Consider the following 20,778-nt stretch of genomic DNA (forward strand, 5'->3'; position numbering starts at 1 on the left):
ATCACCTCAACAGATAGGGAATGTTGACGGTGACGGCGCCGGTCGGGCAATCGGCCTCGCAGGGCATGCAGTACCAGCACTCGTCATAGGCCATGTAGGCCTTGTTGGTCATCTCGCTGATGCGGAGCACGTCGAGCGGGCAGACGTCGACGCAGACGGTGCAGCCCTTGTCGGCGATGCATTTGGCATCGTCGACGACCACCGGAACCGATGTTTGATAGGACGCGAGAGGCATTTTATGTCTCCTGTTGCTATGGTCTGGTGGATCAGGCGGAGGCGCGGATGCGCTGCTTGTCGTAGAGGTCCTTCTCGTCGTCGGCGATCGGCACGACGTACGGCTCCACGGCACGTTTCTCGCTGGTCATCTTGCCGTCCTGCTTGCTGAGCAGCGTGTGGCAGAACCAGTTCTCGTTGTCCTTCTCCGGGAAATCCGTGCGCCAGTGATAGAGGCCCCAGCGGCTCTCCTCGCGGTAGAGCGAGGCATGCACCGCCAAGTCGGCGCAGTCCATGATCGACTGCACTTCGAGCGCGCGCAGCAGCTCGTGCGCGTTGCGCGCGATCATGTGTTCCTGCATGTCTTGACGCGCCTCGGCAAGGCGGCGCATGCCGAGCTCGTATTTGCGCGTGACTTTCGGCGGCTGGAGATAGTCGTTGACCAGGCGCCGGGTCTTGTATTCGACCTGGTTCGGCGGAATGCCGTCCTCGCGCTTGGTCGGCGCCATCACGCGGTCGCGCTCCATCGCAACATCGGCGGCGTCGAACTCCGCAAAGTCGTGGCTGTCGGCGAACTCCATCGCGTCGATGCCGGCGACCGAGCCGTTGGTGAAGGCGCCGAGCATGTAGTTGTGCGGCACGCTCGCCATGTCGCCGGCGGCGTAGAGGCCGGGCACGGTGGTGCGGGCATTGTCGTCGACGAACACGCCGGAGGCGCTGTGGCCGGAGCAGAAGCCGATCTCGGAGATGTGCATCTCGATCGATTCGCTGCGGTAGTCGACGCCGCGTCCCTGCTGGAACAGGCCGCGCGTCGGACGCTCGACCTTGTGCAGCGTGGATTCGATCTCCGAGATGGTGTCGGGGTGAAGATGCTTGAGCTGGAGGAACACCGGCCCCTTGCCGGACAAGAGCTCGTTGTAGAACTCCAGCATCATCTGGCCGGACCAGTAGTCGCATTCGATGAAACGCGAGCCTTCGTTGTTGGCGGTGAAGGCGCCGAAGGGACCGGCGACATAGGCGCAGGCCGGGCCGTTATAGTCCTTGATCAGCGGATTGATCTGGTAGCATTCGAGGTTCGCGAGCGCCGCGCCGGCGTGATAGGCCATGGAGTAGCCGTCGCCGGAATTGGCGGCGTTCTCATAGGTGCCGAACATGTAGCCGGAGGTCGGCAGACCGAGGCGGCCGGCGGCGCCCATGCACAGGATCACCGCCTTGGCCTTGATGACCAGCATTTCGGCCGTTCGCGTGTTGACGGAGATCGCGCCGGCGATGCGGCCATCAGACGATTTCAGCAGCCGCGTCGCCATGTAGCGGTTGGAGATCAGGATGCGGGCACGGCGGAGCTGACGGTACAGCGCCTTCTTCACGGTCTCGCCGTTCGGCATCGGCAGCACATAGGTGCCGATGTGATGCACCTTCTTGACGGCGTAGTCGCCGTTCTCGTTCTTCAGGAAGCGGATGCCGAAACTGTCGAGCTCTTCTATGATCTTGTAGCAGTTCTGCGCGTATTTATAGACCGCCTTCTGGTCGACGATGCCGTCATTGGCGATGGTGATTTCCTTGGTGTACTGCTCCGGCGTCGCGTAACCGGGGATGACCGCGTTGTTCAGCCCGTCCATGCCCATGGAGATCGCGCCGGAGCGCTTGACGTTCGCCTTCTCGAGCAGGACGACATTGGCCTTCGGATTCTTCAGCTTCGCCTTGAGCGCCGCCATCGGGCCGGCCGTGCCGCCGCCGATGACCAGCACATCGCAGGAAACCTCCGAAAGTCCGTCGACGATCTGATCTAGTGCCATCGCTTGCTCCTGGTTCGCCGATAGCCGGCGCCTTTGCATCAGATTTGTTCAGGTGACGTTCCGGCGATAGCAATTAGTTGTCGCCGGGCCGCGATTTGCGCCTCAGCGCTCGACAAAGGCCTTTTCGATCACGAAATGGCCGGGCTGGCTGTGATTGCCCTCGACAAAGCCGCGCGCGGAAAACATCGCAGGGAGTTCCTCCAGCATCGCCGGGCTGCCGCACAGCATGATGCGGTCGGTCTCGATATCGAGGCCCGGCAGCCCGATGTCGTCGAACAGCTGGTTCGAGGCGATCAGATCGGTGATGCGGCCGCGGTTGCGGAACGGCTCGCGGGTCACGGTCGGGTAGTAGATCAGCCTGTCGCGGATCAGGGGACCGAAGAATTCGTGGTTGCGCAGGCCTTCGACGAGGTGCTCGCCATAGGCAAGCTCCGAGACCTGGCGGCAGCCATGGGCGAGCACGATGGTCTCGTAATTCTCGTAGACGTCAGGGTCCTTGATCAGGCTGGCGAACGGCGCGAGTCCCGTGCCGGTCGAGAGCAGCAAGAGGCGCTTGCCGGGAATGAGGTTGCCGGTGATCAGCGTGCCGGTCGCCTTGCGGCCGACCAGGATGATGTCGCCTTCCCTGATCTTCTGGAGGCGCGAGGTCAGCGGGCCGTCCTGCACCTTGATCGAGAAGAACTCGAGCGCCTCCTCGTGGTTGGCGCTCGCCATGCTGTAGGCCCGCATCAACGGCTTGCCCTCGACCTCCAGGCCGATCATGGCGAACTGGCCGTTCTGGAAGCGGAAGCCCGGATCGCGTGTCGCGGTGAAGCTGAACAGGGACTCGGTCCAGTGCCTGACCGACAAAACCGTTTCCCTCTGAAATGCGCTCATGGTCTCTCCTTGGCCATCGACGACGCCCAAGGTTTCGGAGCGAGGAGAGTCCGGCAATTCGTAAGTGAAATTTCCGGTCGATTAGTTTCACATTTCGCGGGCGGTGACTGAAGAGCAGGCAGCGAAGGTCAGGCGAGCGCACGCGCGCTGGCAATTAGTTGCTATCGCAGTTGTGTCACAACGACGTAGAGAGGAGTCGGAGGTTCGTCATGACCATGACTTTGGTGGCACCGACCGTAGCCGACTACGAAGCCAGCGCCGATCTCGCCGCGCTCCTCGTCCGCACCACGCAGGACGATGCCTTGAGCCTGCCCGCCGAACAGCTTCGCCTCTCCTGCAAGTGCGCCCATTGCACCCGCGCCCGCTTCGACGGCCGCTTCCCGGACGCGTTTCCGGGGATTGCCATCACCGAGATCGGCGATCTCGGATATGGGCTCAACATCTCGTTTTCGGATGGGCATAACCGGGGGATTTACCCCAAGCCGTATCTGCTGAGCTTGGCGGGGCGCTAACCCATCGATGTCGTCCTGGCGAAAGCCAGGACCCATTACCCCAAGAGCAAGTTGCAAAAGCGGGCTGTGGCAACATGGCCGCGCAACAACGCACACGTGTGGTAATGGGTCCTGGATCAGCGCTCCGCTTCGCTCGCTTGTCCAGGACGACGATGTTGGTGAGGCGCGCTAGCCAAGCCACAAATTCCGCTGTCATTCACCGCGAAGGCGGGGAATCCAGTACGCCGCGGCCTCTCAATAACCCATTGACGCCTCTGGAATACTGGATCGCTCGGTCAAGCCGGGCGATGACAGCGGAGTGAATCTGGCACGGACATTGCTCCTCTTTAGAACGACTTGAACGTTCCGGAGGCAGGTGATGTTGCAGGCGGCCAATGTGGTTCGCGGGGCTGTTCCCCCGGCAGTCCGGCCTGCCGGAAGCTCCTCGCTGCTGCTCACCGAGAACCAGCAATGGATCGGCGGACCGCCGGCGCTGATGGACAAGCTGACGCCGCGCGAGCGGGAGCTGGTGCTGAAGCAGGGCCGCCGCAAGGTGCTCAACCGCGGCCAGACGCTGTTCAGCCAGGGCGGCAAGCATGACGGCATCTGGCTGATCGAGAGCGGCCGCATCCGCGTGTTCTACACCTCCCCGCTCGGACGCGAGATCACGCTGGCCTATTGGCATGTCGGCAATTTCGTCGGCGGGCCGGAGGTGTTCGAAGGCACCGTGCATCAATGGTCCGGCGTCGCATCCAGCAATTGCAGCGTGGTGCACCTTCCCGGAAAGGAACTGCGGTCCCTTGCCGCAGAGATCCCGAACCTTGCGATCGGCCTGATCGAAGGCCTCACCTTCAAGGGCAAATGCTATTCCGCGCTGGCGCAGATGCTGGGAACGCGCTCGATCACCCAGCGCCTTGCGCATCTCTTGCTGCATCTCGTCGAGCTCTACGGCGTCGATGATGCGGACGGCCGGGTGATCGCGGCCGCCTTCACCCATGCCGACATCGCCCACATGGTCGGCGCCACCAGGCAATGGGTCACGATCAGCCTGAAGCGCATGCAGGAGAAGGGAATCGTCGTGACCAAGCGCTCGCAGATCGTGGTGTGCCGGACCGACGTGCTGGAGGAGATGCGCGGCCAGGCGTCCGATTAAGGGAGCCCGCGACCACGGCCGCTGCACAGGCAAGCGGCTTTATAGTGCAGGACTGCCCAAGGAGTATGCAATTAGCTTTTCCCGGCAACTAATCGACTGCGGCGCTCATTCCGGATTTGCCCTGTCCAGGCCCTCACCCAATCATGGCAACCACAGCACATCCAACCGAATGAGGATGAGAATGGTCCGCCATCTTCCCACGCTCTCGATCGCGATGTCGGTGACGTCGCTGGCGCTGATCCTCGCGCAGCCGGCTTCGGCGGAAACCGTGACGCTCGGCATCGGAACGCAGGACACCACGACCAACACGGTGACCGCCGGCGTCGTGATCCGCCAGCTTCATCTCCTCGAAAAATATCTGCCGAAGGAAGGCAAATACGCCAACATCAAGTTCGAGCTGGAGTGGCAGAACTTCACCTCCGGCCCGCCCGTCACCAACGCGATGATGGCGAACAAGCTGCAGATCGGCATGATGGGCGACTATCCGCTGATCGTGAACGGCTTCACCTTCGAGAGCAATCCGGAGAGCAAGAGCCGCCTGATCGGCATCGCCGCCTACAGCCTGTCCGGCTCCGGCAACGGCCTCGTCGTCCACAAGGACTCGCCCTACTACGATCTCGCCGATCTCAAGGGCAAGCTGGTCAGCGTGCCGTTCGGCTCCGCCGCGCACGGCATGGTGCTCAAGGCGATGCAGGACCGCGGCTACACATCCGACTTCTTCCAGCTCGTCAGCCAGAGCCCGGAGGTCGGCTCGACCAATCTCCAGGAAAAGAAGATCGACGCGCATGCCGACTTCGTCCCCTTCGCCGAGCTGCTGCCGTTCCGCGGCTTCGCGCGAAAGATCTTCGACGGCGTCGAGACCAATCTGCCGACTTTCCACGGCATCGTGGTCCGCACCGACTTCGCGGAAAAATATCCCGAGGTCGTCGTCGCCTACTTCAAGGCGCTGATCGCCGCCAACCAGTGGCTACGCGACGATCCCAAGCTTGCCGCCGAAAAGATCCAGGAGTGGACCGGGATCAACAAGGAGGTCGTCTATATCTTCCTCGGCCCCAGCGGCAACATGACCACAGACCCGACGATCAAGCCGGCGCTGATCGATGCCGCCACGACCGATGTCAAGGTGCTGCAGAACCTCGGCCGCATGAAGGAGTTCGATCCGAAGAAATGGGTCGACGACAGCTACATCCGCAAGGCCTATGCCGAGATGAAGCTCGACTATGACGCGCAGCTTGCGAGCACCAAGAACTACGAAATCACGGGCGAAGACAGCTTCTGCAAGAAGCCGATCACCGATCCGCGCAAGGCCGGCGAGGTCTGGGTGGATGAAGCCGGCATCCTACCGTTCGCGTCCGCGGCCTGCACGTTAGGCGCCTATGCCGACTTCAAGGCCAAGGGCAAGAAGATCAACGTGGCCTACGTCTTCGACACCACCCGCGGCATCAAGCTGTTCGCCGACCAGGCCTTCTTCGCGGTCGGCAATGGCGACGTCGCGCCGTTCCTGCTGAAGAAGGATGCCGAAGCCCATGCGGCCAAGATCGGCGGCAAGGTGCTCGGCTTCGACGATGCGGTGAAGGCGGCGGTCGGCGGAGGCAAGACGTGAGCAGTCCCGCCCTCCTCAGACATCCCGAGGACAGCATGCCGGCAACAGCAGTCGCGGAGGCGGGCCCGGCGCCCACCGCTCCGCCCAAGACACCGCCCTCCTTCGGCACGCTCGCGCTGCGCTGGTATCGTCTCAACCAGGGCCGGCTGCGCGCGACCGCGATTGGCATCGCCTCGCTGATCGCGTTCCTGCTGGTCTGGCACCTGCTCACGACCTACCGCGTCGTGTTCTTCGTGCGCTTCACCAACGTGCCCTCGCCGCTCGCGGTCTATGCCAGCTTCACCAAGGCGATCCACGATCCCAAGTTCCTGATGCACATCGTGTTGAGCTGCCGGCGCATCTTCATCGGCTTCTCGCTCGCGGCCATCGTCGGCGTGCCGCTCGGCCTGATCATGGGCCGTTTCAAGCTGGTGCATGAGATCATCTTCCCGGTCGCCGAGGTGCTGCGGCCGATTCCGGCGATCGCCTGGGTGCCGATGGCGATCATGCTGTGGCCGACCAACGAGCAGAGCATCGTCTTCATCACCTTCCTCGGCTCGTTCTTCCCGATCCTGGTCAACACGCTGCACGGCATGTCGCTGGTCGATCCCGTTCTGGTGCGCGCCGCGCAGTGTCTCGGCGCGCGCGAACGCTCGATCTTCCGCGAGGTGTATTTCCCGGCCTCGCTGCCGCACATCTTCACCGGCCTCACAGTCGGCATGGGCGTCGCCTGGGTGTCGCTGATCGCCGCCGAGATGATCTCGGGTCAGTACGGCATCGGCTACTTCACCTGGGAGGCCTATTCGCTGGTCCAGTATGCCGACATCGCGCTCGGCATGATCGCGATCGGCGTGCTCGGCCTCGGATCGAGCCTGCTCATCAGGGGCGCGGGACAATTGGTGATGCCGTGGAGGTCGACATGAGCGAGATGTTCGCGAACCCGTCGAAGGGCCATATCGAAGTCCGGAACTTCTCGCTCAGCTATGACAGTATCGAGGGACCGGTTCAGGCCGTCACCGATACGCAGATCCATGTGAAGCCCGGCGAGTTCGTCTCGATCGTCGGTCCCTCCGGCTGCGGAAAGTCCACGCTGCTCAACGCGGTCGCGGGATTCCTCAAGCCCACCACAGGCATCGTCACCGTCGACGGCGAGCGCGTCAACGGCCCCAGCGCCGAGCGCGGCATGGTGTTCCAGCAATATTCGCTGTTTCCCTGGAAGACGGTGCGGGAGAATGTCGAGTTCGGCCTGAAGATGCGCGGCATGGCGCGCTCGCAGCGCGAGCGCGCCGCGCGCACGCTGCTGGGACTTGCCGGGCTAGAGGCCTTCGAGAAGCATTATCCGGAAAAACTCTCCGGCGGCATGAAGCAGCGCGTCGGCATCGTCCGTGCGCTCGCGACGGGACCGAAGGTGCTGCTGCTGGACGAGCCGTTCGGCGCGCTCGACGCGCAGACCCGCGTCATCATGCAGCAGATCCTCACCAATATGTGGCAGCGGCTGAAGATCTCGGTGCTGTTCGTCACCCACGACATCGACGAGGCGATCTTCCTGTCCGACCGCGTCTACTGCATGACCGCCCGCCCCGGCTCGATCAAGGCGGAGATTCCGATCCCGCTGGAGCGGCCGCGGCAGCAAGCGATGATGATGTCGTCGGAGTTTTTGGGCCTGCGCCGCGGGCTGATGTCGCTGATCCGCGAGGAAAGCCTGAAGGCGATGGGCGGCGAGATCACCGACATGGGCATGCAGGGGCTGAACATCGAGCTGCACGGGCATTCGCTGGCAGATGTGATTTGACTTAACCTCGCCCCGTTTGCGGGCCTCGTAGGGTGGGCAAAGCGAAGCGTGCCCACCATCTTCATCATGAATGTGGATACGTGGTGGGCACGGCGCCTTCGCGCCTTTGCCCACCCTACGGCAGTTCGTTCTAATCACTTAAACCAATGCACCAGCGCGATGCTGATGCCGAGCAGCAGCATCAGCGACAGCGTCACCGCAGCCGTCACCCGTCCGCCGACATTGGCGAGCACGCGGACGTCGACGCCGAGGCCCAGCGCCGCCATCGACACCACCGTCAAAAAGCTGGTGATCTTGGTCACCGGTCCGACCACCGTGCTAGGGACGATCTCCAGCGAGCGCAGCGTCGCCAGCGCGAGGAAGCCGAGGATGAACCACGGGACCAGGCGGAAGAAGCCGACATTGGTCTTCTTGGCGTCGCTCTGCCAACGCGAGGCGACGAGGGACAGGCCGACGACGACCGGTCCGAGCATCAGCACACGCATCAATTTCACCAGCGTGCCGATCTGCGTCGAGACGAGGCCGGCCGGCACCGTCGCCGCGAGCACCTGCGGCACCGCATAGACGGTGAGGCCCGCGAGAATCCCGTATTGCGTGGCGGAGAGTTGCAGCAGCGGGATCAGCAGCGGCAGGCCGAGCACCATCATGACGCCGAGGATCGCCGTGAAGGAGATCGAGGACGCGATCTCGTCGTTGTTGGCGCCGATGATCGGCGCCACGGCCGCGATCGCCGAATTGCCGCAGATAGAGTTGCCGCAGGCGATCAGGATCGACAGCCGGGTCGACAGGCCGAGCAGCCGGCTGAGGCCGAAGGAGACGCAGAGCGCGATCACGACGACCGCGGCGATCGATGCCAGCAGCGCGATGCCCGAGGCGGCGATGGCCGCGAAGCTGATCGAGGCTCCCAGCAGCATGACTGCGACTTCAAGCAGCTGTTTTGCGCTGAAGGCGATGCCGGCCTGCCAGCGCGGCGCGGGCTTCCAGAAGCTGCGCAAGGCCATGCCGAGCAGGATCGCCATCACCAGCGCCTCGACATAGGGATGCTCGAACACGCCCAGTTCCGCCCGCTCCAGCAGGGCGGAGACGCCGGCGACGGCAATGCAGAGGAGGATGCCCGGAATCAGCGCCGCAATGCGGCTTATGGCGGTGGCCGGCTTGGCATCGGCCGGGCTGGATGCTTGATTCTGCGACACAAATCTCTCCCAGAGGAGAAAGATTTATACGCAGCACGATCCAATTGGGAAATAAGTTTTCGACATATCAGGGCCGAGGGAAGTTCTGTCCTCGACCCGGAATAAACCGGCTCAGAAGATCAGGTTTTTGGCCAGCGAGGCGACGCGGCTGAAGCCGTCATAGATGCCCGGCTCAAAGAAGGCCGCGCGCGCGAGCACGATGCCCGCGACCAGCGACCAGAACAGCGTGGTACCGGCCCGCAACAGGAGCTTCGAGGCGCGCGACTTGGGCTGGGTGTCCGTCGCGGACACCAGCTGCTCGCCGAAGGGTTCAAATCGAGTGCGTTCCATAGCTTGCGCCAATCCATCAAATTCTGAACGGAATGTCGTCGTTTCGGCCCCAAACGGCAATGGAAGCGATTGGCGTTTTTGCGCCTCGACGGGGAAACTCCTTCCGTCGGACACCCCCGGGACAATAGTTTTCTTCTTCCGGCCTATTTGGACACCGGCGCCCAGGCTACAGGGCCAGATAACGCCGCCGGATCGCCTCGTTGGCCTTCAGCTCGTCGATTCCGGCGGCATAGACGATCTGGCCCTTGTCGATCACCGTGGCATGGCTCGCCAGGCCAAGGCAGAAATGCATGTTCTGCTCGGCGATCAGCACGGTCGAGCCGAGCTGGCGGAGCTGGCGCAAAAGCTCGCCGATCCGCTGCACGATGATCGGCGCGAGCCCTTCGCTGGGCTCATCGAGCAGCAGCAGCGCCGGATTGCCCATCAGCGTGCGCGCGATCGCCAGCATCTGCTGCTCACCGCCCGACAGGCGTCCGGCGATGCGATGGCGCAGCGGCTCCAGCAGCGGGAAGACTTCATAGATGCGCTTGATCGGCCACTCGTCCTGGCCTTCCGGCCCCTTCTTGCGACCGATGACGAGATTGTCCTCGACCGTGTGCTCCGGGAAGATCTGGCGGTCCTCCGGCACGAAGCCGAGCCCGGCGCGGGCGATATGGTGCGGCTTCCGGCCTGATATCACCGCGCCGCGCAGGCTGACCCTGCCCCGCCGCGGCGGCGCCAGACCCATGATCGCCTTCATGGTCGTCGACTTGCCGGCGCCATTGCGGCCGAGCAGCGCCATGGTCTCGCCCTGCCGCACGGAAAGGCCGACGCCGAACAGGATCTGGCTGGTACCGTAATAGACGTCGAGATCGGCGACCTCGATGATGGCTGCGCTCATGCGGCCGCTCCCGCATGTTCGGTGCCGAGATAGGCCTCGATCACCGCGCTGTTGTTGCGGATCTCGTCGGGCGTGCCGGTGGCGAGGATGCGGCCATAGCAAAGCACGACGATCTTCGGCGCGATCTTGAACACGATGTCCATGTCGTGCTCGATGAAGACGACGGTGATCTTTTGCGTCTCCCAGAGCTCGCGCACCTTGTCGATCATGCGCCAGCGCTCCTCCGGGCCCATGCCGGCGGTCGGCTCGTCCAGCAGCAGCACCTTTGGTTCGAGCACGAGCGCCAGCGCGATGTCGAGCAGCTTCTGATCGCCATGCGACAGCGTCGCCGCGGTGCGGTTGCGCTTGCCGGACAGGCCTAACAGCTCCATCACATGCTCGGCGCGATCGCGCGTCTCGGGCAAGGGAAAGCGCTTGTGCAGCACTGCGGAAGTGCGCTGATCGGCGCTGACCGCGGCGAGCATGGTTTCCTGCACCGTCAGCGATTTGAAGATGCTGGCGACCTGGAAAGCGCGGCCGATGCCGTGGCGCACGATCTCCGGCGGCGAACGCCCGGCGAGATCGACGCCGTCGAGCAGGACCTCGCCGGAATCCGGCCTCAAGGCGCCGGTGATCAGGTTGAAGAAGGTGCTCTTGCCGGCGCCGTTCGGGCCGATCACGGCGGTGAGCGAGCCATCGGGGAAGTCGAGCGTCACGTCGTTGGTCGCCTTCACGCCGCCAAAGGACTTTGCGAGGTTGCGGATCTCGAGCATCGCTAGCGCCCCTCGCCTGTCTCGCGCCGTTGTCTGGCATTGTCATTCCGGGATGGTCCGTCAGGACCAGACCCGGAATCTCGAAGTTCCGGGTTCGCACTTCGTGCGCCCCGGAATGACTGCCCGATGGATACACCTGACATCGCTAGCGTCCCTCGCCGGCGTCGCGCCGGTGTGCGAACCATTCGGCGACGAAATCGAGCAGGCCTTTGCGCAGGCCCAGTGCGAAGAACAGGATGACCACGCCGAGCACGATGCCGTGGTACTCGGTGTACCGCGTCACGGTGTCATTGAGCAGCAGCAGCAGCACGGTGCCGACCATCGGCCCCAGGAAGGTCGAGACGCCGCCGAGCATGTTGATGAAGATGGCTTCGCCCGAGATGGTCCAATAGGCGAATTCCGGATAGGCGCCGGAGACGAACAGCGCCATCACCATGCCGCCCATCGCCGCGAACAGCGCCGCCAGCACGAACACGGTGAGCTTTGCGCGCCAGACGTCGATGCCGAGGAAGCTTGCGCGCGCGGCGTTGTCGCGGATCATGCGCAGCGTGTAGCCGAACGGCGATTGCGCGATCTGGCGCATCGCGAGCAGGCCAAGGACAAGGAGCGCGCAGCTCGTGACATAGAGATGGACGTGGTTCGACAGATCGATGCCAAGGAACGCGGGACGCGGGATGCCGCCGCGCAGGCCCTGGTCACCGCCGGTGAAGGACGCCCAGGACAGGATGGTCGAGTGGATCAGCATCTGGAACGCCAGCGTGACGAAGGCAAAGTAGATCTCCTTCAGCCGCACGCAGATCGCGCCGATCACGGCGGCGATGAGCGCCGTGATCACCAGCGTCGCGACGAAGGCGACCGGAATGGGCAGGCCAAGCTTCTGCATGATCAGGCCGAAACTGTAGGCGCCAAGGCCGAAGAACATGCCGTGGCCGAACGAGGTCAGCCCGGTGTAGCCGACCAGGAGGTTGAGCGAGGTCGCGAACAGGCCGTAAGCCGAGCAGCGGATGACGAAGTCGAGCAGCGCCTTGCTGCCGGTGAAAAGCGGCAGGCTCGCCAGCACGGCGAAGGCGACCAGCGCGATCAGGACGTCGCGGTAGCGATGAAGTGCCGCGCCGCTGCGCACCGGCGCCAGCGTCTGCGCGCGTCCGGCCTCCAGCTCGGTCATGCCGCCTCCTTGCCGAACAGGCCGGTGGGCTTGGAGACCAGCACGATCACCATGAACAGGTACATCAGACCTTCCGTGAACAGGGGAAAGCCGAGCGAGCCGAACGAGCGGATCAGGCCGATCAGCAGCGCGCCGATCAGTGCGCCCAGGATCGAGCCCATGCCGCCGATCACGGTGACGATGAAGGATTCGATCAGCACCGAGAATCCCATGCCGGGGGTGAGCGAGCGCACCGGCGCGGCAAGTGCACCAGCCAGCCCCGCCAGCATGCCGCCGAGCGCGAACACGCCGCCATAGATCAGGCCGGTGTTGATGCCGAGCGCCGACACCATGCCGGGATTGTGCGCGGCGGCGCGGATCACCTTGCCAATGCGGCTGCGCGACAGCCCAATGCCGAGCACGATGGCCGCGACGAGCGCGACGCCGATCAGCAGCAGGTAATAAGGCGGCACCACGCCGCCGGCGATGAACAGCGGCATCACCTGGAACGCCGCAGGCATGCCCATCGACTTGAACTCGGGGCCCCAGATGATGCGCACGACATCATCGAAGATCAGCACGAAGGCGTAGCAGACGAGGAGCTGCATCAAGACGTCGGCGCCATAGACGCGGCTCATGAAGACGCGCTCGAAGATCAGGCCGAGGATGGCGGTGCCGCCCGCACCCGCCAGCATCGCCAGCGCAAAGCTGTCGGTGAGATGATAGGCCGTCATCGCAAAATAGGCGCCGAACATATAGAAGGCGCCGTGGCTGAAATTGACGACCTTGAGCACACCGAAGATCAGCGTCAGCCCGACCGCGACCAGAAACAGCAGCATGCCGATGATGAGGCCGCTGGTGGTTTGCGTCACCAGGCAGGCGGAGCTGGAGAGGCAGCCGGCGAGCGCGTCGAGATCCACGGGAGCACTTTCATTGCAGCGCGCCGGACCTGGCGCGGAGAATCAAACGAAACAGGCGGAGACGGTTGGTCGCCTCCGCCTCGCGCGCGGTCAGGTGTAGCCTTTGCTCTTCTTCCACTCGGCCTCGAGCTCGAAGATCGTCTTCCAGTCGCCGGCCTTGACCTCGGGCACATAAGGCTCCTGCGGGATCGTGGTGCCCCAGCCGATGGCGTAGCCGACGAGGGTGTGATCATCGCCGCGCATGGTCACGGTGCCGTCGGCGCCGAACGGGCACTTGATGGTGAGGCCGGCCAGCACCTCGGCGATCTTCTTGCCGTCGGTGGCGTTCGCCTTCTTGGCGGCTTCGGCCAGGAACATCACCGCGGTCGCGTTCTGCCACGACCAGTTGGTCGGGTACTCGTTGTACTTGGACTTGTAGGCATCGCCCCAGGCGGCATTCTCCGGCGTGGTCGGGAAGGTCTTGATGTAGCGGTTGCCGGAGTGGATGCCCTTGGGCAGGTTCTTCACCACCGTGAGCGCGGTGTAGTCGGCCATGTTGACCGCGAACACCTCCATCTGGCTGAACATCGCGTAGATGTTGGCCTGGTCGATGTAGGAGGTGAGATCGCCGCCCCACAGGCAGGAGTACAGCGCCTGCGGCTTGGCCTGGAGGATCTTGGTCACCACTTCGGTGTAGTCGGGCTGGAACAGCTTTGGCCAGGACTCGCTGATGACCTCGACGTCCGGCGCGAAGCGCTTCAGGTACAGCGTGAACTCGCCGGTGGTGTCGCGGCCATAGGCATAGTCCGGCGAACAGGTCGCCCACTTCTTCAGGCCCTTGGCTTTGGAGATCGCCGCTGCATAACTGCCGCCGACGATGGAATCGTGGATGCCCTGGCGCACGCAGCGGAACGCGTTCGGGATGTGCTGCTTCGGATCGGCGGTGAGCGAGGATGCCTCCGAGCAGGTGTGGACGCAGAGCACGCCGAGATCGCGCGCCACCTCGTGCACCGCGAACGATCCGGACGAGGCCTCGCCGTCGATCAGCCATTCGCAGCCATCGGTGTTGACGAGCTCGCGCGCGACGCGCGCGGCTTCCTGCGGCTGGCCCTTGGAATCGCGGATCACCATCTCGATGGGACGCCCGGCAAGGCCGCCGGCGGCATTGACCTTGTCGACCTCGAGCATCACCGCGTTGCGCGAGGACGTGCCGAGCTGCGCCACGCGGCCCGACAGAATCGTCGGCATGCCGACCTTGATGGTCTTGGCCTGGGCGCGCGCCACCCAGGGCGCTGCAACACTCATCGCACCGGCGCCCATCAGCGCCAGCGTTGAACGGCGGCTGATGCCCGGCGTGCGGGTTCTCGTCATTTTTCCCTCCCTCTGTCGGGTCGGCGTTTCCAAATCCCTGTCGGAGATCGTCTCGTCTCCGTGTTCCCAAGGATTTCAGAGGTAGGGGGGTGACGTCAAGCCAAAGATGAATTACGAGTCAGAATTCATCAAGGGAGGACATGAGGCCGCAACCGGCCCAAAACCCGCACAATGATCAACCTGTCGAGCTTTATCGCCTTTCATGCCCGGCGCACGCCGGAGCGGCCCGCGCTGAAATACCGCGGCGAGGAGATCTCCTACGCCGTCTTCGACGCGCGCATCCGGAAAGCGGCCGGCTGGCTGGCCGCGCAGGGCATTGGCGCCGGCGATGTCGTGGCCGTGCTGATGAAGAACAGCGCGGCGTTCCTGGAGCTGGTGTTCGCCACCAGCCATCTCGGCGCGGTTTTTCTGCCGATCAACTTCCGCCTCTCCCGTGACGAGGTCGGCTACATCGCCGGCAATGCCGGCGCGCGCCTTCTGATGGTCGATGAGGAATTGGCCGCGAACGCGGCGGGCGCGAAGATCGTCGTGCTGGACGAAGCCGCCCAGCAGAGCGTTACGCGTCTCGCGGGCGGCGCTGCGGCTGCGCCAATGCACGTCCGGGCGCCGTCCGACCTGATGCGGCTCATGTACACCTCGGGCACGACCGACCGCCCCAAGGGCGTGATGCTGTCTTACGATAATTTCTACTGGAAGTCCGCCGACCAGACCATCGCGCTGGGTCTCAGCGCCGAGACGCGCCTCCTCGTCGTCGGTCCGCTCTATCACGTCGGAGCACTCGACCTGCCCGGCATTGCCGTGCTCTGGCATGGCGGCTTCATCCGCATCGAACGCAATTTCGAACCGGAGACCGCACTTGCGGCCATCGCCGAAGACAGGCTCAACGCCGCCTGGTTCGCGCCGGTCATGACCACGGCGATGCTCACCTGCCCCACCCGCGATCGCTACGACGTCTCCAGCCTGACATGGGCGATCGGCGGCGGCGAGAAGACGCCGGAGCTGCGCATCCGCGCCTTCTCGGAATATTTCCGCAATGCGCGCTACATCGACGCCTATGGCCTCACCGAGACCGTCGGCGGCGACACCTTCATGGAGGCCGGCCGCGAGATCGAGAAGATCGGCTCGACCGGGCGCGCCATCGCCCATGTCGAGATCGAGATCCGCGACGAGGAGGGCAGGACGCTGCCGCCGAACGTCAACGGCGAGATCTGCCTGTGCGGGCCGAAGATCACCCGCGGCTACTGGAAGGACTCGGAGAAGACGGCTGCGGCTTTCTTCGGCGACTGGTTCCGCAGCGGCGACGTCGGCTATCTCGACGACGAGGGCTTTCTGTATCTGACCGATCGCAAGAAGGACATGATCATCTCCGGCGGCGAGAACATCGCCTCCTCCGAGGTCGAACGCGTCATCTACGAGCTATCAGAGGTGCGCGAGGTCGCGGTGATCGGCCTGCGCGATGCGCGCTGGGGCGAGCGGCCCGTCGCCATCGTCGTGCTGGCGGAAGGTGCGAGCCTCGAGCTCCCTGCCCTTACCGAACATTGCCGCGCGCGGCTGGCGAGTTTCAAGGTGCCGAAGCAGCTCGTCGTCCGCGACAGCCTGCCGCGCAACCCGAGCGGAAAGATCCTCAAGCGCGTGCTGCGCGCCGAGCTGGAGACGTCTGAATGACGCAAGCGAATGCCAAGGTCACAAAGCTCAACCGCGTCGAGCGCAACGCCTGGACCAAGCAGAAGATCTTTGACGCCGCGACCAAGGTCGTCGGCAAGCATGGTTATGCCGAAGCCTCCGTCGCCCGCATCACCGAGCAGGCCGGCGTCGCGCAAGGCACCTTCTACAACCATTTCGAGAACCGCCAGGAGCTGCTCGACCAGCTGCTGCCCAAGATCGGCCTCGACATGGTCGGGTTCATCCGCGCCCGCACCGGCACGGCGGATGCGGCGCGGCAGGAGATCGAGCGCTTCTCCGCCTTCTTCGACTTCATCCGCGAGGTGCCGGAATTCCTGCGCATCCTCAACGAGGCCGAATTTTTTGCCCCGATCGGCTACCAAAAACATCTCGACAACATCTCGGTCGCCTATGTCCGCATCCTGCGCCGCGCCCGCCTTGCGGGTGCGATCGAGGATTACAGCGACGAGGAATTCGAGGCGATCGTCCACATGCTGATGGGCGCGCGCGGTTATCTCAGCCGCCGCTACTCCTATTCGGAAGGCGGCGTCACCGCCGTGCCCGACCACGTCATCTCCGCCTATCGCAAGCTGATGACGCGCGGCCTGTTCAGTTCACCGGGAGATCAGGAAACGCCATGAACATCGCATCTCCCCACCACCCGCTCGACGTCGCCTCGGCGATCGCCGAAGGCGACATCCGCTGCCTCCTGATGGTGCTGGTGCACATGACCGGCGAGGCGCGCTGGCTCGAGCCGCCGTACTTGCCCAAGCGCGACATCCGCCTCATTCCCGATCCCGAAGCCGGCGTGCCGAAGGAGATCCAGGACGAAATCCGCGCCGCGGTGGTCAACCTCTTCGCCAATGGCTCGCCGCAGCCGGTCATTACCGACCCCGGCGAAGAGCTGCTCTTGAAGATGATGCGCGCCTGCCTCGGCGAGAACGTCGCGCCGGAATATGCGCCCCTGATGCGCGAGGAGATGGGCTTTGTGCCGCGCGAGACACGATGGACGACGCGTCCTTCCGACGACAAGCTCGCGGAGCAGCACGTTCTGATCGTCGGCGCCGGCGTCTGCGCCATCGCGCTCGGCGTGGCGCTCGGTCATCTCGGCATCCCCTACACCATCGTCGAGAAGAACGACGAGCTCGGCGGCACCTGGTGGATCAACCGCTATCCCGGCTGCGGCGTCGATACACCGAACCATTCCTATTCGTATTCGTTCGGCTCGCGCAACGCATGGACGCGGTACTTCTGCCAGCGCGAGGAGCTGCTCGGCTATCTCCTGAAGGTCGCCGATGAATACGGCATCCGCGAGCATTTGCGCGTCAACACCGAGCTGACCTCGTCGCGCTGGGACGAAGGCAAGAGGCGCTGGATTTCCACGCTCAGGACCAAGGACGGAGAAGAGACCTTCGAATCCACCGCGCTGGTCAGCGCGATCGGCCAGCTCAACGATCCCTCCCGCGCGCGCTTCAAAGGCGAAGAAAGCTTCAAGGGCACGATCCTGCATTCGGCGTTATGGTCCGGCGATATCGATCTGGACGGCAAGCACGTCGCCGTGATCGGCACCGGCGCGACCGCGATGCAGCTGGTGCCGGCGATTGCCGGCCGTGTTGCCTCGGTCACCGTCTATCAGCGCAGCGCGCAATGGGCGCGGCCGGTGAAGGGCTATTCCGACCCGATCAGCGAGGGTGCGCGCTGGCTGCTGGCGCATCTGCCGTTCTATGTGCAGTGGTATCGCTTCAACATGTTCTGGCGCTATGGCGACGGCCTGCTGCCGTTCCTGCGCAAGGACCCGGCCTGGCCGCATCCGGAGCGCGCCGTCAACAAGGGCAACGACCGCCACCGGCAGGAGCTGACCGACTTCATCCTCACCGAGCTGAAGGACCGCCCCGACCTGATCGAAAAATGCGTGCCGACCTATCCGCCTTACGGCAAGCGCATCCTGCTCGACAACAACTGGTTCAAGACGTTGACGCGACCGAACGTGGAGCTCGTCACCGACGCGATCGACCGTTTCGACCAGGGCGGCATCGTCACCGCGGACGGCAAGCGCCGCCCCGCGGATATCATCGCGGTCGCGACCGGCTTCAAGGTCACGGAGATGGCGGCGCGCCTGAACATCAGCGGCCGCAACGGCAAGAATTTGCGCGAGGCCTGGGGCAACGACAATCCGACCGCGTTCCTCGGCCTTACCGTGCCTGATTTCCCCAACTTCTTCTGCATGCTCGGCCCGAACTCAGGTCCCGCGCATGGCGGCAGCGTCATCTTCCAGTCGGAGTGCCAGAGCCGCTACATCTCGGCGTGCCTGGCCGACATGATCGAGCGCGATGTCGCAGCGATCGACGTCCGTCCGGACGTGCTCGACGATTACGTCCGCAAGGTCGACGCCGAGCACGAGGGCATGATCTGGACCCATCCGGGCATGACGACTTACTATCGCAACTCAAGCGGCCGCGTGTTTTCCGCGATGCCCTGGCGCTTCGTGGATTACTGGCGCATGACGCATGATCCGGATCTTGGGCAGTACAGGCTGACGAAGGCGTAGAGTTGATGGCGCCCACAACGCCGGCGCACCCTCTCTCCACGTCGTCATTGCGAGCGCAGCGAAGCAATCCAGAATCTTTGCGTGGAGATACTCTGGATTGCTTCGCTACGCTCGCAATGACGGAACTGGCGGCCCGTCTACGCCGCGAGCCCGGTCTCCACCGGAGCGAACTCCAGCCCGAGGCTTTCCGCGACCGCCTTGTTGGTGATGCGGCCACGGTGGACATTCAGGCCGTTGCGCAAATGCGGGTTCTCCAGCACCGCCGCAAAACCCTTGTTCGCGAGCATCAGGCCGAACGGCAGCGTCGCATTGTTCAGCGCCTGGCTCGACGTGACAGGCACCGCACCCGGCATGTTGGCGACGCAATAATGCACGACGCCGTCGACCTCGTAGGTCGGGTCCGTGTGCGTGGTCGCATGAGAGGTCTCGAAGCAACCGCCCTGGTCGATGGCGACGTCGACCAGCACCGCGCCCGGCCGCATCGATTTCAGCATCGCGCGCGTGACGAGTTTCGGCGCGCTCGCGCCCGGCACCAGCACCGCACCGATCACGACGTCGGCGGCAAAGACCTCCTCCTCGACCGCCTCGATGGTTGAAAACCGGGTGCGCACCCGTCCGAGAAAGACATCATCCAGCTCGCGCAGCCGGGGAATCGAGCGATCGATCACCGTGACCTCCGCGCCAAGGCCCGCGGCCATGCGCGCGGCCTGTGTTCCCACCACGCCGCCGCCGAGCACGACGACCCGCGCCGGCTGCACGCCGGGCACGCCGCCCAGCAAAAGCCCGCGACCGCCGGCCGACCGCTTGAGCGCGGCGCCAGCGGCCTCGATGGCGAGGCGGCCGGCGACTTCGCTCATCGGCGCAAGCAGGGGGAGGCGACCGGCCGCGTCGGTGACGGTTTCATAGGCGATCGCCGTACAGCCGGAGGCGAGCAAGCCCTTGGCCTGTTCGGGGTCCGGTGCAAGATGGAGGTAAGTAAACAGGATCTGGCTTTCGCGAAGCTGGGTCCATTCGCTCTTCTGCGGCTCCTTCACCTTCACGATCATGTCGGAGCTGGCGAAGACGTCGCGGGCGCTTCCGGCGATCTCCGCCCCTGCCCGCCGATAGACCTCGTCGGAGGCACCGATGCCGCTGCCGGCGCCGGTCTCGACCGTCACCTGATGCCCGGCCGCGACATATTCACGGACCGCGCCCGGGGTGAGCCCGACGCGATATTCCTGCACCTTGATCTCCTTGGGCACACCGACACGCATCCTGGGCTCCTTCCAACGTCTTGATTCACCTCGCCATGGTAGCGACGGGTCCAGTTTGGTTTCGTGCAAATATCAGCTAGTTTCGCGATCTCCGCGCCGGTTTCCGGCGCCGAAGTGCCCTTTCACGCTGGAAACGAAACATTGGCCCTCGACCGGAAAGACCTCGCCATCCTCGCGGAACTCACGACCAACGCGCGGGCCAGCCACACCGAGCTTGCCAACAAGGTCGGACTATCCAGCACGGCGCTGGCGCGGCGGCAGAAGGCGCTGGAGGACGACGGCTACATCCAGGCCTATCAGGCCGCGCTCGACCTGGCGCAGTTCGGCCTCACCACGACGGTGCTGGTGCGCATTGCGCTGGAGAGCCAGAGCGACGAGGCGCTGAAAGCGTTCGAGGCGGAGGTGGTGAAATGCCCCTCCGTCGTGCGTTGCTTCCTGATGTCGGGCACCGACGACTACATCCTGATCGTGCTCGCGCGCGACATCCAGGATTTCGAGCGCATCCACCGCACCGAGCTGTCACGCCTGCCGCGCGTCGCGCGGGTGCAATCGAGCTTTGCGCTGCGTGAAGTCGTCAACCGCGCCGTGCCGACGGTGGTGTTCAGCGAGGCCAAGCGGTAGCGGACTTCTCCCTCTCCCCGTTCTTACGGGAGAGGGCTTGGGGTGAGGGGCTGCACCCACAAAGGCGGTGATAGTCGGACTCGCGGAAGCTCCTCCTCACCCGAATTGCTGCGCAATCCGCCTCTCCCCGCAAGCGGGGAGAGGCGAAACGCCAGCCGCAGCTCCTGTCATCCAACTGTCATCGAATGTGCCGAGAGCTGTGTCTCCAGTACATTCGGGACA

Annotated in this window: 20 protein-coding genes; 9 read left to right on the forward strand and 11 right to left on the reverse strand. The window is 64.3% G+C overall.

All coding sequences use genetic code 11. The features are described from left to right. Position 1 precedes the first annotated feature (1 nt). The 3 genes from AB5K84_RS31105 to AB5K84_RS31115 all read right to left on the reverse strand — a co-directional run bounded on the left by AB5K84_RS31105 (position 2) and on the right by AB5K84_RS31115 (position 2,885). The gene (locus AB5K84_RS31105; protein WP_011085981.1) at positions 2-235 is read right to left on the reverse strand and encodes a 4Fe-4S dicluster domain-containing protein; all 234 of its coding nucleotides are present in this window, start codon (positions 233-235) and stop codon (positions 2-4) included. A gap of 31 nt (positions 236-266) precedes the next feature. Next, positions 267-2,009: a fumarate reductase/succinate dehydrogenase flavoprotein subunit gene (locus AB5K84_RS31110; protein WP_038966061.1), complete on the reverse strand. Its 1,743-nt coding sequence runs from the start codon at positions 2,007-2,009 to the stop codon at positions 267-269. Between the two features lie 102 nt (positions 2,010-2,111). After that, positions 2,112-2,885, reverse strand: coding sequence for a ferredoxin--NADP reductase (locus tag AB5K84_RS31115; protein ID WP_011085979.1), 774 nt, complete (start codon positions 2,883-2,885; stop codon positions 2,112-2,114). 215 nt (positions 2,886-3,100) lie between these two features. Here AB5K84_RS31115 and AB5K84_RS31120 point away from each other — a divergent pair, with 215 nt between their 5' ends. The 5 genes from AB5K84_RS31120 to AB5K84_RS31140 all read left to right on the forward strand — a co-directional run bounded on the left by AB5K84_RS31120 (position 3,101) and on the right by AB5K84_RS31140 (position 7,903). Further along, a complete protein-coding gene (locus AB5K84_RS31120; protein WP_038966062.1) occupies positions 3,101-3,397 on the forward strand; it encodes a gamma-butyrobetaine hydroxylase-like domain-containing protein in 297 nt (98 codons plus the stop codon). Positions 3,398-3,755: 358 nt separating this feature from the next. After that, complete coding sequence (locus AB5K84_RS31125; protein ID WP_171463750.1) at positions 3,756-4,529, forward strand: Crp/Fnr family transcriptional regulator; 774 nt, start codon at positions 3,756-3,758, stop codon at positions 4,527-4,529. 181 nt (positions 4,530-4,710) lie between these two features. Further along, complete coding sequence (locus tag AB5K84_RS31130) at positions 4,711-6,132, forward strand: ABC transporter substrate-binding protein (protein WP_038966056.1); 1,422 nt, start codon at positions 4,711-4,713, stop codon at positions 6,130-6,132. Then, positions 6,129-7,034: an ABC transporter permease gene (locus AB5K84_RS31135; protein WP_011085975.1), complete on the forward strand. Its 906-nt coding sequence runs from the start codon at positions 6,129-6,131 to the stop codon at positions 7,032-7,034. Before AB5K84_RS31130 ends, AB5K84_RS31135 begins: the two co-directional genes overlap by 4 nt. Then, on the forward strand, positions 7,031-7,903 hold the full coding sequence (locus tag AB5K84_RS31140) for an ABC transporter ATP-binding protein (RefSeq protein ID WP_038966063.1): 873 nt from the start codon (positions 7,031-7,033) through the stop codon (positions 7,901-7,903). Before AB5K84_RS31135 ends, AB5K84_RS31140 begins: the two co-directional genes overlap by 4 nt. Positions 7,904-8,037: 134 nt before the next feature. On the opposite strand, the gene AB5K84_RS31145 is transcribed toward AB5K84_RS31140, so the two are convergent. The 7 genes from AB5K84_RS31145 to AB5K84_RS31175 all read right to left on the reverse strand — a co-directional run bounded on the left by AB5K84_RS31145 (position 8,038) and on the right by AB5K84_RS31175 (position 14,472). After that, complete coding sequence (locus AB5K84_RS31145) at positions 8,038-9,096, reverse strand: YeiH family protein (RefSeq protein WP_011085973.1); 1,059 nt, start codon at positions 9,094-9,096, stop codon at positions 8,038-8,040. 111 nt (positions 9,097-9,207) lie between these two features. Next, positions 9,208-9,426 carry a hypothetical protein gene (locus AB5K84_RS31150; RefSeq protein WP_028172186.1) on the reverse strand — a complete coding sequence of 73 codons (219 nt, stop codon included), beginning with the start codon at positions 9,424-9,426 and terminating at the stop codon, positions 9,208-9,210. Between the two features lie 166 nt (positions 9,427-9,592). After that, positions 9,593-10,306 carry an ABC transporter ATP-binding protein gene (locus AB5K84_RS31155; RefSeq protein ID WP_011085971.1) on the reverse strand — a complete coding sequence of 238 codons (714 nt, stop codon included), beginning with the start codon at positions 10,304-10,306 and terminating at the stop codon, positions 9,593-9,595. Then, positions 10,303-11,058: an ABC transporter ATP-binding protein gene (locus tag AB5K84_RS31160; RefSeq protein ID WP_011085970.1), complete on the reverse strand. Its 756-nt coding sequence runs from the start codon at positions 11,056-11,058 to the stop codon at positions 10,303-10,305. The genes AB5K84_RS31155 and AB5K84_RS31160 overlap by 4 nt, the downstream gene beginning before the upstream one ends. Before the next feature lie 145 nt (positions 11,059-11,203). Further along, positions 11,204-12,223 carry a branched-chain amino acid ABC transporter permease gene (locus AB5K84_RS31165; protein ID WP_011085969.1) on the reverse strand — a complete coding sequence of 340 codons (1,020 nt, stop codon included), beginning with the start codon at positions 12,221-12,223 and terminating at the stop codon, positions 11,204-11,206. After that, the gene (locus AB5K84_RS31170; RefSeq protein WP_011085968.1) at positions 12,220-13,122 is read right to left on the reverse strand and encodes a branched-chain amino acid ABC transporter permease; all 903 of its coding nucleotides are present in this window, start codon (positions 13,120-13,122) and stop codon (positions 12,220-12,222) included. The genes AB5K84_RS31165 and AB5K84_RS31170 overlap by 4 nt, the downstream gene beginning before the upstream one ends. Positions 13,123-13,212: 90 nt before the next feature. Then, positions 13,213-14,472 (reverse strand): ABC transporter substrate-binding protein, encoded by a 1,260-nt coding sequence (locus tag AB5K84_RS31175; RefSeq protein ID WP_011085967.1) that lies wholly within the window; start codon positions 14,470-14,472, stop codon positions 13,213-13,215. Positions 14,473-14,643: 171 nt separating this feature from the next. Here AB5K84_RS31175 and AB5K84_RS31180 point away from each other — a divergent pair, with 171 nt between their 5' ends. Genes AB5K84_RS31180 through AB5K84_RS31190 form a run of 3 tightly spaced genes read left to right on the forward strand, consistent with a single transcriptional unit; the run spans position 14,644 to position 18,682 of the window. Beyond that, positions 14,644-16,137, forward strand: a complete 1,494-nt coding sequence (locus AB5K84_RS31180) for an AMP-binding protein (RefSeq protein WP_011085966.1) — start codon at positions 14,644-14,646, stop codon at positions 16,135-16,137. Beyond that, complete coding sequence (locus tag AB5K84_RS31185; protein WP_011085965.1) at positions 16,134-16,775, forward strand: TetR/AcrR family transcriptional regulator; 642 nt, start codon at positions 16,134-16,136, stop codon at positions 16,773-16,775. Before AB5K84_RS31180 ends, AB5K84_RS31185 begins: the two co-directional genes overlap by 4 nt. Further along, positions 16,772-18,682 (forward strand): flavin-containing monooxygenase, encoded by a 1,911-nt coding sequence (locus tag AB5K84_RS31190; protein WP_011085964.1) that lies wholly within the window; start codon positions 16,772-16,774, stop codon positions 18,680-18,682. Before AB5K84_RS31185 ends, AB5K84_RS31190 begins: the two co-directional genes overlap by 4 nt. Before the next feature lie 137 nt (positions 18,683-18,819). Here the strand turns inward: AB5K84_RS31190 and ald are convergent, their stop codons facing one another. Then, complete coding sequence (gene ald / locus AB5K84_RS31195; RefSeq protein ID WP_011085963.1) at positions 18,820-19,935, reverse strand: alanine dehydrogenase; 1,116 nt, start codon at positions 19,933-19,935, stop codon at positions 18,820-18,822. Between the two features lie 141 nt (positions 19,936-20,076). Between ald and AB5K84_RS31200 the strand changes: the two genes are divergently transcribed. Next, complete coding sequence (locus AB5K84_RS31200; RefSeq protein WP_028172194.1) at positions 20,077-20,556, forward strand: Lrp/AsnC family transcriptional regulator; 480 nt, start codon at positions 20,077-20,079, stop codon at positions 20,554-20,556. The last annotated feature ends 222 nt before the right edge of the window (positions 20,557-20,778 follow it).

The sequence above is a fragment of the Bradyrhizobium sp. 1200_D9_N1_1 genome (genome assembly GCF_052075915.1).
Taxonomy (GTDB): domain Bacteria; phylum Pseudomonadota; class Alphaproteobacteria; order Rhizobiales; family Xanthobacteraceae; genus Bradyrhizobium; species Bradyrhizobium diazoefficiens.

Bases quoted from the DNA above. Each gene is read 5' to 3' on its own strand.
- AB5K84_RS31165 (WP_011085969.1), bottom strand. From the start codon at position 12,223: ATGACCGAGCTGGAGGCCGGACGCGCGCAGACGCTGGCGCCGGTGCGC.
- AB5K84_RS31190 (WP_011085964.1), top strand. From the start codon at position 16,772: ATGAACATCGCATCTCCCCACCACCCGCTCGACGTCGCCTCGGCGATC.
- AB5K84_RS31150 (WP_028172186.1), bottom strand. From the start codon at position 9,426: ATGGAACGCACTCGATTTGAACCCTTCGGCGAGCAGCTGGTGTCCGCG.
- AB5K84_RS31105 (WP_011085981.1), bottom strand. From the start codon at position 235: ATGCCTCTCGCGTCCTATCAAACATCGGTTCCGGTGGTCGTCGACGAT.
- AB5K84_RS31140 (WP_038966063.1), top strand. From the start codon at position 7,031: ATGAGCGAGATGTTCGCGAACCCGTCGAAGGGCCATATCGAAGTCCGG.
- AB5K84_RS31125 (WP_171463750.1), top strand. From the start codon at position 3,756: ATGTTGCAGGCGGCCAATGTGGTTCGCGGGGCTGTTCCCCCGGCAGTC.
- AB5K84_RS31115 (WP_011085979.1), bottom strand. From the start codon at position 2,885: ATGAGCGCATTTCAGAGGGAAACGGTTTTGTCGGTCAGGCACTGGACC.
- AB5K84_RS31185 (WP_011085965.1), top strand. From the start codon at position 16,134: ATGACGCAAGCGAATGCCAAGGTCACAAAGCTCAACCGCGTCGAGCGC.
- AB5K84_RS31180 (WP_011085966.1), top strand. From the start codon at position 14,644: ATGATCAACCTGTCGAGCTTTATCGCCTTTCATGCCCGGCGCACGCCG.
- AB5K84_RS31110 (WP_038966061.1), bottom strand. From the start codon at position 2,009: ATGGCACTAGATCAGATCGTCGACGGACTTTCGGAGGTTTCCTGCGAT.
- AB5K84_RS31120 (WP_038966062.1), top strand. From the start codon at position 3,101: ATGACTTTGGTGGCACCGACCGTAGCCGACTACGAAGCCAGCGCCGAT.
- AB5K84_RS31155 (WP_011085971.1), bottom strand. From the start codon at position 10,306: ATGAGCGCAGCCATCATCGAGGTCGCCGATCTCGACGTCTATTACGGT.
- AB5K84_RS31160 (WP_011085970.1), bottom strand. From the start codon at position 11,058: ATGCTCGAGATCCGCAACCTCGCAAAGTCCTTTGGCGGCGTGAAGGCG.
- AB5K84_RS31175 (WP_011085967.1), bottom strand. From the start codon at position 14,472: ATGACGAGAACCCGCACGCCGGGCATCAGCCGCCGTTCAACGCTGGCG.
- AB5K84_RS31130 (WP_038966056.1), top strand. From the start codon at position 4,711: ATGGTCCGCCATCTTCCCACGCTCTCGATCGCGATGTCGGTGACGTCG.
- ald (WP_011085963.1), bottom strand. From the start codon at position 19,935: ATGCGTGTCGGTGTGCCCAAGGAGATCAAGGTGCAGGAATATCGCGTC.